The sequence below is a fragment of the Pedobacter sp. W3I1 genome, from assembly GCF_030816015.1.
GTDB lineage: Bacteria > Bacteroidota > Bacteroidia > Sphingobacteriales > Sphingobacteriaceae > Pedobacter.
In genome coordinates this window covers 1,733,577-1,748,885 of the sequence record NZ_JAUSXN010000001.1, presented here as the reverse complement: position 1 = coordinate 1,748,885, position 15,309 = coordinate 1,733,577, and the positions used below count along the sequence as shown (strand labels likewise).

Below are 15,309 nucleotides of genomic sequence, written 5' to 3'. Positions count from 1 at the left end.
GATAAAAACATATTCCAATGAGAAACATTATCCCAATACTAGGAGCAGCCACTTTATTTATGGCATCTTGCCAGGGCGGCACGGCAAAAAAAACACAGGCCAAAATAGATTCTACCATAGTAACCAATGCAGCGGCAACACCCGATTCGATTCAGTGTTACCATTACATTAAAAACCGCGATACCGCTACCCTATCGCTAAAAACATCAGATAATAAGGTAACAGGTACATTGGGCTATAATTTATATGAAAAAGATAAAAATGCGGGCACTATAGCCGGAGTTGTTAAAGGCGACACCATAATTGCGAACTATACTTTTCAGTCTGAAGGCAAAACATCTGTTAGGAAAGTGGCTTTTTTGAAAAAGGGCGATCAGCAAACAGAAGGATTTAGTGATGTGCAGGAAGTAAATGGGGAAAGTAAGTTCAAAGATCTGAGCACATTAAAGTTTAATGGATCAATGATCTTTAGTAAAATTGATTGTAAATAAATTCCAAAGAGCCGTCATTCCCAGAGGTCAGTTTTTTATCAAAAAACAAAGGAGTTGGGTGACAGGTAAGATAAATCGTCATTTCGACCGCGGCGGAGAGATCTTTTAACATAGTCCAAAGATCTCTCCACTCCGCATTTGCTTCGGTCGAGATGACGCTAATCTTAGAATCTGTCATTGGTAAATGATTGGGAATCTTAGGCTTTAAGATTCCCGCGTACGCGAGAATGACGATTTTTCTATAGTTTGAGCTTTACTTAGTTACTGCTTCTTTCGCTGCTTTTGTCCACTCTTCGCTGAGCTTAAGCACGTAATCAGAATATTTTTGTATTTCGTCGGGTTTTAATTTACTCGCCCAACCCATTGCCTGATTTGACCAGGCGGTATATTTATCGCTTATGGCCTTAATTTCAGTTGCATTTTTACTTTTTACTGCTGCAATATATTCGTCTTTTAATTTACTATACTCAGCAAGACCCTTATTTACTTCTTCACTTGAGAAAGTCGGAACCTCTGTTTTAACGGTTTCAGTTGTTTTTGTAGTCACTTTTGTAACGGTGTCTCCATTAGCAGAAATTTCGCTTGAGTCTTTGGTCGTTTCCGTTTTTTTAGTACTATCGCACGATATTAATGTAGAAGCCAGCAGGCCTACTGCGGCTATTGATAAGATGGTGTTTTTCATAATTGATCTGGTTTTTAGCCGAAAGAAGACTAATATTGTGCCAAATCGTTAAAACCCCGATTAATCCGTAAATCATTTTGCCTATAAATCTTCAAACCGTTCCCAAAACCCATCAACAGGTAATTTGGCGAATATATTTACAGGTTCTTTTTTTACCGGATGTATAAATTGTAAGCGACGGGCATGTAGGCAAATACTTCCTTTTCTGCTTCCTCGCGGATAACCGTATTTATTATCACCCATAATCGGGCACCCCATTGATGAGAGCTGAACCCTAATCTGATGCGAACGTCCGGTTAATGGATCTACCTCCAAAAGATAATAATCGCCAACCTTAGCTTTTACTTTGTAAGAAAGCTCCGCACGCTGACTGCCGGTAACTTCTGTATTATAATAAGAAACTACATTTTTCTGTGGGTTTTTAACTAACCAGTGGATCAAAGTAGCTGACTCTTTTTCTGGTTTGTTTTTCACCACTGCCCAATAGGTTTTCTTTACTTCCCTGTTTTTAAAAACAGCATTCATCCGTTCTAAAGCCTTACTGGTTTTAGCAAACAAAATTACACCACTCACCGGCCGGTCTAAACGATGCACTACCCCTAAAAAAGCGCCATTGGGTTTATTGTACTTCTTAGCAATATACTTTTTAACCTGTTCATCCAAAGGCTCATCGCCAGTTTCATCCACCTGCACAATATCACCCGCCCTTTTATTAATGGCGATTAAATGATTATCTTCAAAAAGGATGTCGTTATCGGTAATGGGCATCGGTTAGTTCATTGGTTCATTCGTCATTAGTACATTTGATAAAGCAAATCGTCTATTACGAATAGTTTATTGGTTAATCGGTTAACTCTTTAATTGTTGGACAGTTATCTGTGAATTAAAAACTCCAAACTCATAACGCCCAACTCCAAACTTAGTATTGTTCTTTCTCGTTCGGGAAATCGTTCGCTTTGACGTCACGGATGTACGATTGTGCTGCGCCTAAAATTTCATCGTAAAGATTTATATACTGGCGCAAAAAACGAGGTTTAAATCCTTTTGTTAAACCAATCATATCATTTACCACCAAAACCTGTCCATCGCAGTTTTGCCCTGCACCAATACCAATAGTTGGGATATGCAGACTTTCTGTAACTTCTTTGCCTAGTGCAGCGGGAATTTTCTCTAATACGATTGCAAAGCAACCGGCAGCCTGTAAAGCCAAAACATCTGTTTTTAACTTATTTGCCTCTTCTTCTTCCTTAGCGCGAACAGTATAGGTTCCGAATTTATAAATAGACTGTGGTGTTAAGCCCAAGTGTCCCATCACAGGGATTCCCGCAGTGATGATCCGTTGAACAGATTCGATAATTTCTTCCCCACCTTCCAATTTAACGCCATGAGCTCCCGATTCTTTCATAATCCTTATCGCCGAATTTAAAGCTTCCTTCGAATTTCCCTGATAAGAGCCGAAAGGTAAATCAACGACAACAAAAGCACGCTTAACTGCTCTAATTACAGATGCCGCATGGTAAATCATCTGATCTAGCGTTATAGGCAAAGTCGTTTCATGACCCGCCATTACATTCGAAGCAGAATCGCCAACAAGTAAAACATCTAATCCTGCATCATCTAGTATGGTTGCCATCGAATAATCATAGGCCGTTAACATCGATATTTTTTCACCACGTTGTTTCATTTCCTGTAAAATGTGTGTGGTGACGCGTTTGATTTCTTTATGTACCGACATAGGATTTGTTTTGTGTTGTCAAAAGTATTGTTTTTTCTTTAAAAAGGTATAAGGTTTGAGGCATAAGGTTTAGGGTTGAGCAACCTTATGCCCTACACCCCAAACCTTTTACCTTATTTCACTTTTCTCTTTACATTCCCAATCTAAAGCTCTATCTTTGTACCCCGAAATGGAAGGGATATATTCATCTTTTTTTGCACCCTGCAAAAACGGCTCTAATGCCGAAAGCCATTCTTTTTTCAACTCTTTTTTAAATCAAAATCCATATTGTAATTACCATGACTAACTACACCAAGTTACCTGCGATTTTATTACTGGCCGATGGCACAGTTTTTTACGGCAAAGCGGCCGGAAAAATTGGCACTACTACTGGCGAAATTTGTTTTAATACCGGGATGACAGGTTACCAGGAAATTTTTACTGACCCAAGTTATTTTGGACAGATAATGGTTACCACCAATGCACATATTGGTAATTACGGTATCCACAAAGATGAAATCGAATCAGGTTCGATCAAAATCGCCGGTTTAGTCTGCAAAAACTACAACATTGTTTATAGCCGTAAAGAAGCGACAGAATCTATTCAGGATTATTTCCAGAATGATAACCTGGTTGCCATTTCTGATATCGATACACGTGCATTGGTTCGCCACATCAGAGATAAAGGCGCAATGAATGCGATTATTTCTTCTGAAATTACGGATTTAGAAGAGTTAAAACAAAAATTAGCTGAAGTACCTTCAATGGAAGGTTTAGAGCTTTCTTCTAAAGTAAGTACAACCGAACCATATTTTTACGGTAACCCTGAAGCAAGCTTAAAAGTTGCAGCTTTAGATTTAGGTATTAAGAAAAACATTTTGCGCAGTTTCGAAAACCGCGATATCTACGTTCAGGTTTTCCCTGCCAAAACCACCTTTGCTGAAATGGAAAAATTTAGTCCTGATGGTTATTTCATATCTAACGGCCCTGGCGATCCATCGGTTATGCCTTATGCTGTAGAAACCATCAAAGAAATTTTAGCGGTAAATAAACCTATGTTCGGGATTTGTTTAGGCCACCAGTTATTGGCTGAAGCTAATGGCATCGGAACAATGAAAATGTTTAACGGTCACCGTGGGTTAAACCATCCGGTTAAAAATATTATTAAAAACCATTGCGAGGTTACTTCTCAAAACCACGGTTTTGGTGTAATTCCTGATGAGGTTAGAAACTCTGATAAAGTGGAGATTACACACTTAAACTTAAACGATAAATCAATCGAAGGTATTCGTGTTAAAGGTAAAAAGGCATTTTCAGTGCAATATCACCCAGAGTCTTCTCCAGGTCCACACGATTCACGTTATTTATTCGATGATTTTGTTGAAGTAATGAAAGGTGAATTAACCTGGTAAAACAGCATTATTTCTGTAAAGCATTAAACACTGCTCATATTTATTGGCAGTGTTTTTTTATTTAAGTTAGGAGATGTTCAAAAACCTTTTTCTTGCATTTATTGCTATTGCGATAGTCTTGTTTAGTTCTTGCATCTCTAGATTGTCGAGGCCGGCAATTTCAGGCACCATACTAGATTATGAGAACAAGCCTATTGCAGGCTGTAAAGTGGGCGAAACTATTACTGATGCAAATGGTAAATTTTATCTCAAAGAAATCCGGTACAATAAATTTTTCATCACCGAAATTTTCATGATGGAAGCCCCACCGCTCCATTTTTCTGAAAAAATTAAAAAAAATGGTTATTTAAGCTACAATATAGAAGGCCACAACCCATTTGGCGGCGGACAGAGAAAAGGTGCATCGGTTAGTATTGATACCGTCTATCTAAAAAAGGTAAACGAGGTACTTAAAATTGAAGATTACATTTATACTAAATGGAAATTTGCCGCGAATAAAAATTTAGATACGCTATACGGAACCAATGCCAATTTTAGACTTCAAAATGCAGTAACCAACAACAGCAGGTTTATAGAAAAAATGCAATATGGATTAATCTATAAATTTAATACAACAAAGAAACCAGATAGCGCATGGAGTGCCGAGTCTTATGATTTAAAAACCACTTATTCCGTATCACTTAACCTTAACGGCACTTACACAGGAAAAAAGGTACGTGAATACCAAAATCCCTGGAAACACAGGATGGAATATGATCGAACTTATAGAGAATCGTACGTTATTCCGGGCGATAGTTTGAATACAAAAGGAACATTTAGCTTTTTAAAAGATAAAATTATTTTTTACAGCGCTTATAACAATACCAAAAACACCTATAAAATAGATTCGATAGATCGGGATGTAATTATTTTAACGCGAAAAAACGCCAATTAATAATTTTACCTACCACAAACATCATTTTACCGACATTTTCTGCTTCCCGGGTTAAAATTCATTTTCTATTCATTTAAAGCTCCTTACATTCGCAATATGGAAACAAAGAAAGCCATTATCAGCGTTAAAAACCTGGTAAAAAAGTATGATGATTTCGTGGCCGTTCAAGGTCTGAGTTTTGAAGTTTATGAAAATGAAATTTTTGGTTTGCTTGGTCCAAACGGAGCAGGAAAAACCACTACACTCGAAATAATAGAAACCTTAAGGGATAAAACATCAGGCGAAATTATTGTTGATGGTTTTTCTGTCGACAAACAACCGCAGGAGATTAAACAAATTATTGGCGTACAACTACAGGCAGCCGGTTATTATCCAAATCTTAATCTGATTGAACTGATCGAACTTTTTGCTGGCTTGTACGGCGCCAACATTAAACCGATGGAAATGCTGGAGAAAGTAAACCTTCAGGATAAAGCCAAGGCAAAATATAAAGCACTTTCTGGAGGCCAAAAGCAGCGTTTTTCCATCGCAACAACACTAATCAATCAACCAAAAATTATATTCCTTGATGAACCCACTACAGGGCTGGATCCGCAGGCAAGACGGAACTTGTGGGATTTGATTACCGAAATCCGTAATGCAGGAACAACGGTTGTAATTACTACACACTACATGGATGAGGCCGAACAGCTTTGTGATCGTGTTGCCTTTGTAGAGCGTGGTCAGATTATCGCTTTAGATACTCCGGATAATTTAATCGATAAATTAGTAAGCAGCGGTTTTGAGCGTAAAAAGGAAGTTAAAAAAGCCAACCTGGAAGATGTTTTCATTAACCTGACGGGCCAGGAGTGGCGAGAATAATTCACCCCCTAGCCCCCTGAAGGGGAACTTAAAACCTAGTACCTAATACATTTTTAAAAACAAAATCTAGCTGAACTAATATGCAAAAAGATATACACGAAAGAAATTCAAACTCCCCTTCAGGGGCTGGGGGCTATAATAACCTTAAAGCAACACTAGCCCTTGCCAAAGCGAGTTTCCGGTCGATTATGCGGAGCCCTTCGGCGGTGGTATTTACCCTTGCTTTTCCTTTGATATTTATTTTAGTCTTCGGATTTTTAGGCGGCGGTGGCACCCATATCGATGTTGGTGTTACACCAGGATCAGACGTTAACAACCCAGTAATGGGTATGCTGGGAAAAACAGGAATGATCCGCCTGGTAAAAGATAAATCAAAAGCTGAGTTTGATAAGCTACTGGAAAAAGGGAATGTTGATGCCATGATTGATGTACACAGGAAGGTAAATTCTACTGCTTATTCGGTTAATGTTGTTTACACCTCCGCATCGAGAGATAAAGGCGGGATTTTAAAATCAGTTTTAAATAATATTTTTTACGATAAAACCTTAAAGCCCACTGTAGCAGAAATAAAAGAAAGCACCGTTACAGGTCGCGAATATAAAACGATTGATTTTATCCTTCCAGGCCAATTGGGCTTTTCGCTATTAAGCACAGGTGTTTTCGGAACAGCATTCGTATTTTTAAGTCTTCGCCAAACCCTGGTAATTAAACGCTTTTTTGCAACACCCGTAAGGCGTTCGAGCATTGTGATTGGCGAAGGGATCGCCCGTATTGGCTTTGCCTTAATTGGCGCATTATTTATCATTTTAATTGGCCATTTCTTTTTTGGCTTTACCCTTGTACATGGCGCACTCACGGTCGTCAATATGCTTATACTGGCCACACTTGGTGTTATTGTGTTTATGGGCTTTGGCTTTATTATTTCGGGCATTGCCAAAAGTGAAAGTATGGTACCTCCAATATCAAACATAATTACCCTGCCACAGTTTTTATTATCGGGAACATTCTTTTCTATTGAGGCTTTCCCAGGTTGGTTACAGCCGATTAGCAGAGCCTTACCACTCACTTATTTAAACGATGCCATGCGCAAAGTAGCTTTTGAAGGGTTAGGTTTGTGGGACGTTAAATTCCAGATTATGATCCTATTACTTTGGGGCATTGGTATTTATGCCGTTGCGGTAAAAGTATTTAAATGGGAATAAGCACTCTTAAAAGCATTTTGAAATGATAACGTACGTGTTATCATTTTTTTTTGGATAAAAATCTTTAATATCGGATAAGTAAATTTTCAAATCCAACCGATAATTATTATATTTGGGTATGTGGGAATTCGATTTAAGCGATTTAGAAGAACTACTACCTCAAATAGATAGGTTGTACGAAAAAAAGGCTAGGCTGGAAACCTCAAGGCCATTGCCTAATAGCGCGCTACACCGTATCAAAGAAGATCTCACCTTAGAATGGACTTACAATTCCAATAGCATAGAAGGGAACACCTTAAGCCTGAAAGAAACCCAGATGGTTTTACAGGAGGGTATGACCGTTAAAGGCAAATCGTTACGAGAACATTTTGAAGCTTATAACCACGAAAAAGCTATTGATTACCTCTATACCTTAGTCAATAAGAATTATAGCTTAAGAAGCATTGATATCCTATCGCTTCATGGCTTAGTGCTCAGAAGTATAGAAGATGACTACGCAGGCCGTTTAAGAAACGGCGGTGTGCGCATTGTGGGTGCGAATTTTACACCACCGAATGCCAGCAAGGTTTCTGATTTATTAGATCAATTAAATCACTTTTGTTAATGATAATCCTTTGGGATTAAATGATATTGTATTGTCTACTATTTTCCATCATAAACTCGTTTGGATCCATCCTTTTTTTGATGGGAATGGTCGTACTGTAAGGCTTGCCATGAATTTACTACTCATGCGAAATGGCTTCCCTCCTGCTATTATCCTCAAAAACGACAGAAAGAAATACTACGAGGCACTTAATCAAGCCAATAAGGGTAATTACCATAAGCTTTGTTTGTTAATGATGCAGGCCCTGGAACGTTCGTTAAACATCTATATAAATGCATTGCCAGGAAACACCTACGGAGATTACGAACTAATATCGCATATTGTTTCTGAGCCTGATGTTCCTTATGGCCAAGAATATGTGAGCCTATTGGCCAGGCAGGGCAAAATAGATGCCTATAAAGAGGGCAGAGATTGGCTCACTACAAAATCTGCGGTACAAAGCTATATCAAAACACGTAAAAGAAAACGTTAACTTTTTTTAACTTTTCGGTGGATGATATTGGTGTAATTTTACCGAAAAATATTTAATGAAAAGTTTGATCATCTTTTGTAGTATTTTACTTGTTACCAATACTTCAAAAGCACAGTTTAAATTCTTAGCCAATAACAGCTCTAACCAGTACAAGGCCAAAATTTTTGTCGATAAATGTGAGGGTAATGCTTGTAGCGGAAAAGCCACTATTATTATTTATGATAAGGCCACAGACAGAGAAGTAGACACCTTCCACTCTGAAGATTTCGATTTTGGCTTAACTGAATCTCAAAATGCTAAACTTGGATGGCTGGAACTCGGCAAATATCAAACACCTTTAATTTTTGGCGATTTTAATTTTGACGGCTTTGAAGATCTTGCCATCAGAAACGGCAATAATGGCGCATATGCCAGCCCATCATACGAGGTTTATTTAGCATCAAAAGAAAACAAATTTCTACTGAGCAGGGAACTTACCAAAATGGCCAGCGAAAACCTGGGCATGTTTGATATTGATAAAAAGACAAGGCAAATTGCTATTCATCAAAAAGATGGATGTTGTTTTGATAAAACCATTAACTATAAATTTGACGCTAAAAACGTACTATACGAAGACTCATCCGTAATTGAAGATTCGAGCATCGCCGATAACGTTACGGTGATTACTCAAAAACTTGTTGATGGAAAAATAAAAAGAACCGTACAAAAATTTAAGGTGAAAGATTATTATAATCAATAAATCAGCTAATTTATTAATTTAATGATCTGTTTTCAGCTATTTCACCAACGCGATCGTCATACTGAATTTAGTTCAGTATCTATTATGCAAATAGACCCTGAAATGAATTCAGGGTGACGCCAGTAAGTAAATTTAAAGCGCTGCTTTTACCAGGAATGGCAGTATTTCTTTCTGGAAACTTACAAAGTTCTTACGAACGTCAGAATCACTAACAGAAGTAAATGCAAAAGAAAACACAATACTTTTACTCGCTTTTAGCAAAAAGGCCAGTCCTTCTCTTCTTGCAGGGTTATTTTTAAAGTTATCCAATTGCAGGTATGCGGCCAATAATAAGGCTTCAAGCTGATCTGATAAATGTTTTAAAAATTCCTGTGAGTTTGCATTTTCGCGAACAAAATCCCAACCGATAAACTCGTTACAGGCCGTGAAAGATAAACGACTGGTTTTCATTACCAAGGCTTTTAAATGTTCTTCTTCTGATGCGTAGCTTAATTTATTATGCAGGATTTCGTGAAGATTCTGATCCAGGTAATCCATCAGGATACTATCCAGCACCTGCTCCTTACTCTCAAAATATTTGTAAATAGTTGCTTTAGCTATACGTGCCTTTTTAGCAATTTCATTTACACTGGTTTTATGGTAACCGTATTTTCTAAATAGTTCTTTGGCAGCCTTTTTTACTGTTTCTTTTATTTTTTCAGCTTCCATTTTAATTGCTTACGTGTATTAGTGTGTTGCCTTGCAAAGAAACATTGTATGCTTTTAAGCTTCTTTCTGCAGGTGCTTTTTGTGGGCTGCCATCAAGCAGTGAAAATTTAGCTCCCGAACAAGGATCGGTTGCCGTTACGCCACTGTCATCGGGTGCTACCTTGCAGATTTTCTCCGGGTTTACGGTACTACAGCGATCGAAGGCGACATATCCTCCAAGTGGCGTTTTTACAATTAATAGTCCACCTACCCCATTATTCGAGACTACCAATACGTTATTTACCGATTTAAGGCTAAATTCGGTTATCGTTACATTATAATTTACAGGCACATCAGGTATGTAACCTTCATCTTTACCGCAACCTGTGGCAATTAGGAGTACAAACAATATGCTGTATAGATATTTCATCATTAGATTAAAGCAGATTTAAATTGCTTTAAGAAACGCGCATCATTCTCAGAGAATAAGCGCAAATCTTTAATTTCATATTTTAGATTGGTAATACGTTCTATTCCCATTCCAAATGCAAAACCACTATATTTTTTCGAATCGATACCGCAATTTTCCAAAACATTGGGATCTACCATACCACAACCTAAAATTTCTACCCAACCACTGTATTTACAGAATTGGCAGCCTGCTCCTTTACAAATGGTACAAGAAATATCCATCTCTGCAGATGGCTCTGTAAAAGGAAAATATGATGGACGGAAACGCACTTTGGTACCTTCTCCGTATAATTCCTGAACGAAATAAAACAAGGTTTGCTTTAAATCGGCAAATGAAACATTTTCGTCAACATACAAACCTTCCACCTGATGAAAAAAGCAGTGTGCGCGGGCAGAAATGGCCTCATTACGATAAACGCGGCCTGGCATAATTGCTCTGAATGGTGGCTGGCCTTGCTCCATCATGCGCACCTGTACTGAAGAAGTATGCGTACGTAAGGCAATATCGCCTTTCTCACCACCTTTTTTGATGAAGAAAGTATCTTGCATATCTCTTGCCGGATGCTCTTCAGGGAAGTTCAGTGCCGAGAAGTTATGCCAATCATCTTCAATTTCAGGACCTTCTGCTACTGTAAAACCAAGTTTAGCAAAAATCTCTACAATTTCTCTACGCACTAAAGCTAAAGGATGGCGTGAACCAATCTCAAAACCTTCGCCTGGTAAAGTTAAATCTTCTTGCAAATTTTCACTTTTCACCTCAGCACTTTCTGTAGATTCTTTTAAGGTGAGGTATTTTGATTCGGCAAGTTGTTTAAACTCATTTAAAACTTTACCTAATGATCTTTTTTCTTCAACAGAAACAGATTTGAATTCATCGAAAATCTCTTTAATGATGCCTTTGCTTCCTAAATATTTGATGCGGAATTGCTCTAATTCGTCTGCTTTTTCAGTTACGAAAGCATTAATTTTATCGGTATATTGTGTTATTTTATCCTGTAACATGGCTTCAAATATACGGCAAATTATCCAATAATTTTAGGGTTGGTGAGTTCAAATAATCTGTTTACAATACCATTATAAAAGAAAATGAACCCATAAACTACAAAAGCCGCTTAAAGCGGCTTTTGTAGTAATCGTAAATCTATAGGTTTTAAATTACACCCAATTCTTTACCTACTTTAGTAAATGCAGCAATCGCTTTATCTAAATGATGTTGCTCATGTCCGGCTGATAACTGTACACGGATTCTCGCTTTGCCCTGTGGTACAACCGGATAAAAGAACCCGATTACATAAATACCCTCTTCTAACATTTTAGCAGCAAATTGTTGTGCAATTTTGGCATCGTACAACATTACCGGAACAATTGGATGAAAACCTGGTTTAATATCAAAACCAGCCTCGGTCATTTTTTCACGGAAATACTTCGTATTATTTTCTAACTTATCTCTTAATGATGTGGTTTCGCTTAACATATCTAATACTGCAATAGATGCACCTGCAATTGCTGGCGCTAAGGTATTAGAGAACAAATAAGGACGTGAACGTTGACGGAGCATATCGACAATTTCTTTTTTACCTGAAGTAAAACCACCAGATGCACCACCTAAAGCTTTACCTAAAGTACCGGTAATGATATCGATACGATCTATTACGTTGAAATGTTCGTGTGTTCCGCGACCATTTTTACCAATAAAACCTGTACAGTGCGATTCATCGATCATAATCAATGCCTCATATTTATCAGCCAGATCTGCAATTTTATCTAATGGAGCAACTGATCCGTCCATAGAGAAAGCACCATCGGTAACAATAATCCTATGTCTGCAATCTTTGGCAGCGATTAATTGTTTTTCCAAATCTTCCATATCTGCATTTTTATACCGGAAACGTTGGGCTTTACACAATCTAACACCATCGATAATTGATGCGTGATTTAACTCATCAGAAATAATAGCGTCTTCGGCATTAAATAATGGTTCAAAAACACCACCGTTTGCATCAAATGCAGCAGCATATAAAATAGTATCTTCAGTGCCTAAAAATTTCGAAATCTTAGCTTCCAGTTCTTTGTGCACATCTTGTGTTCCGCAGATAAAACGCACTGAAGACATTCCATAGCCATGATCGTCGATTGCTTTTTTAGCTGCTTCTATCACTTTTGGATGTGAAGAAAGGCCTAAATAATTATTTGCACAAAAGTTGACTACTTCAGCACCGCCGCTTACTTTAATGTCGGCACCCTGAGGTGTAATGATAATACGTTCGCGTTTAAATAATCCAGCGTTTTCGATTTCTTCAAGTTCTTTTTGAAGAACAGGTTGTAATGTTTTATACATGGCCTTTTTATATGGTTGATTTTAGGCCCAAAGTTATAAAAAAAAGTCTTCTCCGACCTAAAAAGGCAATTTTATCCCTATATTTTGCAGACAAACGTTTGATCGATTAAGTAATCAGTACCAATCTGGTATTATTTTTAAAAATGATCTATCCGGATAATTTTTTTTCGATCTTAACAAACTTTAACACACCCCTATATGTATAGTCTTAAAAGTTATTCGATATTTATAGCTTACTAATCTAACTTATGATAAGAATTTGCGCGCTCCTGTTTTTTTGTGGCCTTACCAATATTATTTCAGCTCAACAAGCTACCATTACAGGTATAGTTAAAGATAATAGCGGACAACCTATTCCTTTTGCATCGGTTTATTTAAAAAATACAACTAATGGAACATCGGCAAATATCGATGGAAAATACTCCATGAAGTTAAAAAATGGTGAATACACTTTAAGTTTTAGGGCTGTGGGCTATAAACAGCAAGATCATATTATTAATCTTTCGGGAGATCAATCGCTTAACGTCACATTAACATCAGAAACTTATACTTTAGAAAACGTAAATATCAGGGCAAATGCTGAGGATCCGGCTTACGCCATTATCCGCAAGGCCATTGAACAGAGAAAAGCACATTTAAATGAAGTTAAGGAATTTAGTTGTGATGTTTATATCAAAGGAGTGCAACGTTTAAGGGGTGCCCCTAAAAAGTTCTTTGGCCGCGATATCCAAAAAGTTTTAGAGCTCGATACCAACAGAAAGGGCATCATTTATTTATCAGAATCGCAAAGCAAATTCAATTTCAGAAGCCCAAATGATGTGCATGAAGAAATGATCTCTTCAAAAGTTGCGGGAAGAAACAATTCCTTTAGTTTTAACAAAGCGTCTGATTTAATTATTAATTTTTACGACAATTATCTGCTTGAAAATAAATTAAGTGCAAGGGGGTTCATTTCTCCAATTGCAGATAATGCTTTATTTTATTATAAATACAAATTACTCGGCGAAATCAAAGAAAACGGAGAACTGATCCATAAAATCCAGGTTATTCCCCGCCGCGAAAATGACCCTGTATTTAGAGGGATTATCTATATTATTGATGACAGCTGGAGAATTTACAATACCGATGTTTACCTGACCAAAAATGCGGGGATCAATTTTATCGATACCTTGAACATCAGCCAGCAGTTTACCAAGGTTAAGGATATTTATATGCCTACCGCTATTAATTTTCAATTTGCAGGGAATGTGTTGGGCTTTAAAATTGCAGGTTATTATGTGGGGATTTACAGCAATTATAATATTGATCCAAAGTTTCCTAAAAACTTTTTCAGCGGCGAAATACTGAAAGTAACTGAAATGGTTAACAAAAAGGACTCTGCTTACTGGACCAATAACCGACCTATTCCTTTAACGGCAGATGAAAAAATTAATTACGTTAAAAAAGATAGTATTGCAAAGCTAAAAGAGTCGAAAAAATACCTCGATTCATTGGAAAAAGATAATAATAAGTTCGGAATTGGCAAGCTTTTGCTTAGGGGTGTAAGTATTAACGATCGGTACGATAAGGAATACTGGTCTTTCGACCCTGTGCTAAAAGCTATATTTTACAATACCGTTGAGGGGTTTGCTGTTAAATACGGTGTTACCTACAGAAAAGATTTCGAGAATAGAAGATCTTATTCTATCCGCCCTGAACTGAGATACGGTTTTGCCAACCAAAAACTTACCGGAAGTTTAACAGGAAGTTACTACTATAATCCGCTTAAAAGAGCAAGTGTAGGTGCATCATTCGGAAACGGCATCTTTGATTTGAACAACTTAGGCTCCATGACTGCATTGGGCAATACCATTAACTCGTTACTTTATGAAAAAAACTTCTCAAAATTTTATGGGAAGAGTTTTATTAATATTAATACGACCAGGGAACTGGCAACCGGCCTTCAGGGAAGCGTAAGTGTAGATTACAGCAAAAACAAAAGCTTAACCAATAATTCTACCTTTAAATTCTTCGATGCAAAAGACAGGGAATTCACATCCAACAATCCTTTTAACCCAACTTCTGAAACACCACTTTTTCCAACCTATAACTCATTTAGTGCAACCGCAAGTTTAACTTATACCATTGGACAGAAATATATTACCCGTCCGGACGGCAAGTTTTATACGGAATCAAAATTCCCGAAGATGACTTTATTATATAAAAAAGGATTTAATGGCGTGTTAAACAGTGATGTTGATTACGATTTTGTAAAGCTTGAGGTTTCCCAGGACAGGATCGGATTAGGATTATGGGGTTACACCTCATTTTTGGCAGGTGTAGGCAAGTTTCTTAATAATAAAAACATGTATTACCCTGATTTTAAACATTTTGCCGGTAATATCTCGACCATCTTCCCCCCTAACTTGCGGAAGTTTCAGTATTTAGATTTTTATCAGTTCAGTACTAACCAACAATATTTCGAAGCGCATTTAGAACATAATTTCGCAGGCTTTTTCATGAATAAAGTTCCATTATTACGTAAGGCTAAGCTGGAAGAATTTATTGGAGGTGGCTACCTGTCTTCTCCTGAAAAGCGGAATTATAAAGAATTTTATTTTGGTATCCAACGTTTGGTGTTAAGGGCAAGCTATGGCTTTGCATATGATGGCGGAACTAAATTAACACAAGGCTTTAGGATTTCATACGGCTTCTGATAAGGT

General features: G+C 37.4%; 17 protein-coding genes. 9 read left to right on the top strand and 8 right to left on the bottom strand.

Annotated elements, in window-relative coordinates; all coding sequences use genetic code 11:
* Positions 1 to 17: 17 nt before the first annotated feature.
* Complete coding sequence (locus QF042_RS07520) at positions 18 to 491, top strand: hypothetical protein (protein WP_307526852.1); 474 nt, start codon at positions 18 to 20, stop codon at positions 489 to 491.
* Between the two features lie 253 nt (positions 492 to 744).
* On the opposite strand, the gene QF042_RS07515 is transcribed toward QF042_RS07520, so the two are convergent.
* The 4 genes from QF042_RS07515 to QF042_RS07500 all read right to left on the bottom strand — a co-directional run bounded on the left by QF042_RS07515 (position 745) and on the right by QF042_RS07500 (position 3,151).
* Positions 745 to 1,173 (bottom strand): hypothetical protein, encoded by a 429-nt coding sequence (locus QF042_RS07515; protein ID WP_307526850.1) that lies wholly within the window; start codon positions 1,171 to 1,173, stop codon positions 745 to 747.
* A gap of 81 nt (positions 1,174 to 1,254) precedes the next feature.
* Positions 1,255 to 1,941 (bottom strand): RluA family pseudouridine synthase, encoded by a 687-nt coding sequence (locus QF042_RS07510; RefSeq protein ID WP_108198402.1) that lies wholly within the window; start codon positions 1,939 to 1,941, stop codon positions 1,255 to 1,257.
* Positions 1,942 to 2,092: 151 nt separating this feature from the next.
* Positions 2,093 to 2,908 carry a 3-methyl-2-oxobutanoate hydroxymethyltransferase gene (gene panB / locus QF042_RS07505; protein ID WP_307526844.1) on the bottom strand — a complete coding sequence of 272 codons (816 nt, stop codon included), beginning with the start codon at positions 2,906 to 2,908 and terminating at the stop codon, positions 2,093 to 2,095.
* Between the two features lie 108 nt (positions 2,909 to 3,016).
* Positions 3,017 to 3,151, bottom strand: a complete 135-nt coding sequence (locus tag QF042_RS07500; RefSeq protein WP_307526842.1) for a hypothetical protein — start codon at positions 3,149 to 3,151, stop codon at positions 3,017 to 3,019.
* Positions 3,152 to 3,186: 35 nt separating this feature from the next.
* Between QF042_RS07500 and carA the strand changes: the two genes are divergently transcribed.
* The 7 genes from carA (at position 3,187) to QF042_RS07465 (ending at position 9,111) form a co-directional block, all read left to right on the top strand.
* Positions 3,187 to 4,299, top strand: a complete 1,113-nt coding sequence (gene carA / locus QF042_RS07495) for a glutamine-hydrolyzing carbamoyl-phosphate synthase small subunit (protein ID WP_307526840.1) — start codon at positions 3,187 to 3,189, stop codon at positions 4,297 to 4,299.
* A gap of 73 nt (positions 4,300 to 4,372) precedes the next feature.
* Positions 4,373 to 5,233, top strand: coding sequence for a hypothetical protein (locus QF042_RS07490; RefSeq protein ID WP_307526839.1), 861 nt, complete (start codon positions 4,373 to 4,375; stop codon positions 5,231 to 5,233).
* Positions 5,234 to 5,329: 96 nt separating this feature from the next.
* Complete coding sequence (locus QF042_RS07485) at positions 5,330 to 6,094, top strand: ABC transporter ATP-binding protein (RefSeq protein ID WP_307526837.1); 765 nt, start codon at positions 5,330 to 5,332, stop codon at positions 6,092 to 6,094.
* 80 nt (positions 6,095 to 6,174) lie between these two features.
* Entirely contained in the window at positions 6,175 to 7,296 is a 1,122-nt protein-coding gene (locus QF042_RS07480) for an ABC transporter permease (RefSeq protein WP_307526835.1), read from the top strand.
* A gap of 118 nt (positions 7,297 to 7,414) precedes the next feature.
* Entirely contained in the window at positions 7,415 to 7,900 is a 486-nt protein-coding gene (locus tag QF042_RS07475; RefSeq protein WP_307526833.1) for a Fic family protein, read from the top strand.
* A gap of 31 nt (positions 7,901 to 7,931) precedes the next feature.
* Complete coding sequence (locus QF042_RS07470; protein ID WP_307526832.1) at positions 7,932 to 8,372, top strand: Fic family protein; 441 nt, start codon at positions 7,932 to 7,934, stop codon at positions 8,370 to 8,372.
* A gap of 55 nt (positions 8,373 to 8,427) precedes the next feature.
* A complete protein-coding gene (locus tag QF042_RS07465; RefSeq protein WP_307526830.1) occupies positions 8,428 to 9,111 on the top strand; it encodes a hypothetical protein in 684 nt (227 codons plus the stop codon).
* A gap of 132 nt (positions 9,112 to 9,243) precedes the next feature.
* On the opposite strand, the gene QF042_RS07460 is transcribed toward QF042_RS07465, so the two are convergent.
* The 4 genes from QF042_RS07460 to kbl all read right to left on the bottom strand — a co-directional run bounded on the left by QF042_RS07460 (position 9,244) and on the right by kbl (position 12,607).
* Positions 9,244 to 9,819 carry a TetR/AcrR family transcriptional regulator gene (locus tag QF042_RS07460; RefSeq protein ID WP_029274048.1) on the bottom strand — a complete coding sequence of 192 codons (576 nt, stop codon included), beginning with the start codon at positions 9,817 to 9,819 and terminating at the stop codon, positions 9,244 to 9,246.
* A 1-nt stretch (position 9,820) separates the two neighbouring features.
* Positions 9,821 to 10,231: a hypothetical protein gene (locus tag QF042_RS07455; protein ID WP_307526827.1), complete on the bottom strand. Its 411-nt coding sequence runs from the start codon at positions 10,229 to 10,231 to the stop codon at positions 9,821 to 9,823.
* A complete protein-coding gene (gene pheS / locus QF042_RS07450; protein ID WP_307526826.1) occupies positions 10,231 to 11,271 on the bottom strand; it encodes a phenylalanine--tRNA ligase subunit alpha in 1,041 nt (346 codons plus the stop codon). The genes QF042_RS07455 and pheS overlap by 1 nt, the downstream gene beginning before the upstream one ends.
* A gap of 148 nt (positions 11,272 to 11,419) precedes the next feature.
* Positions 11,420 to 12,607 (bottom strand): glycine C-acetyltransferase, encoded by a 1,188-nt coding sequence (gene kbl, locus QF042_RS07445; protein ID WP_307526824.1) that lies wholly within the window; start codon positions 12,605 to 12,607, stop codon positions 11,420 to 11,422.
* Positions 12,608 to 12,855: 248 nt separating this feature from the next.
* Here kbl and QF042_RS07440 point away from each other — a divergent pair, with 248 nt between their 5' ends.
* The gene (locus QF042_RS07440) at positions 12,856 to 15,303 is read left to right on the top strand and encodes a DUF5686 and carboxypeptidase regulatory-like domain-containing protein (RefSeq protein WP_307526822.1); all 2,448 of its coding nucleotides are present in this window, start codon (positions 12,856 to 12,858) and stop codon (positions 15,301 to 15,303) included.
* Positions 15,304 to 15,309: the final 6 nt, after the last annotated feature.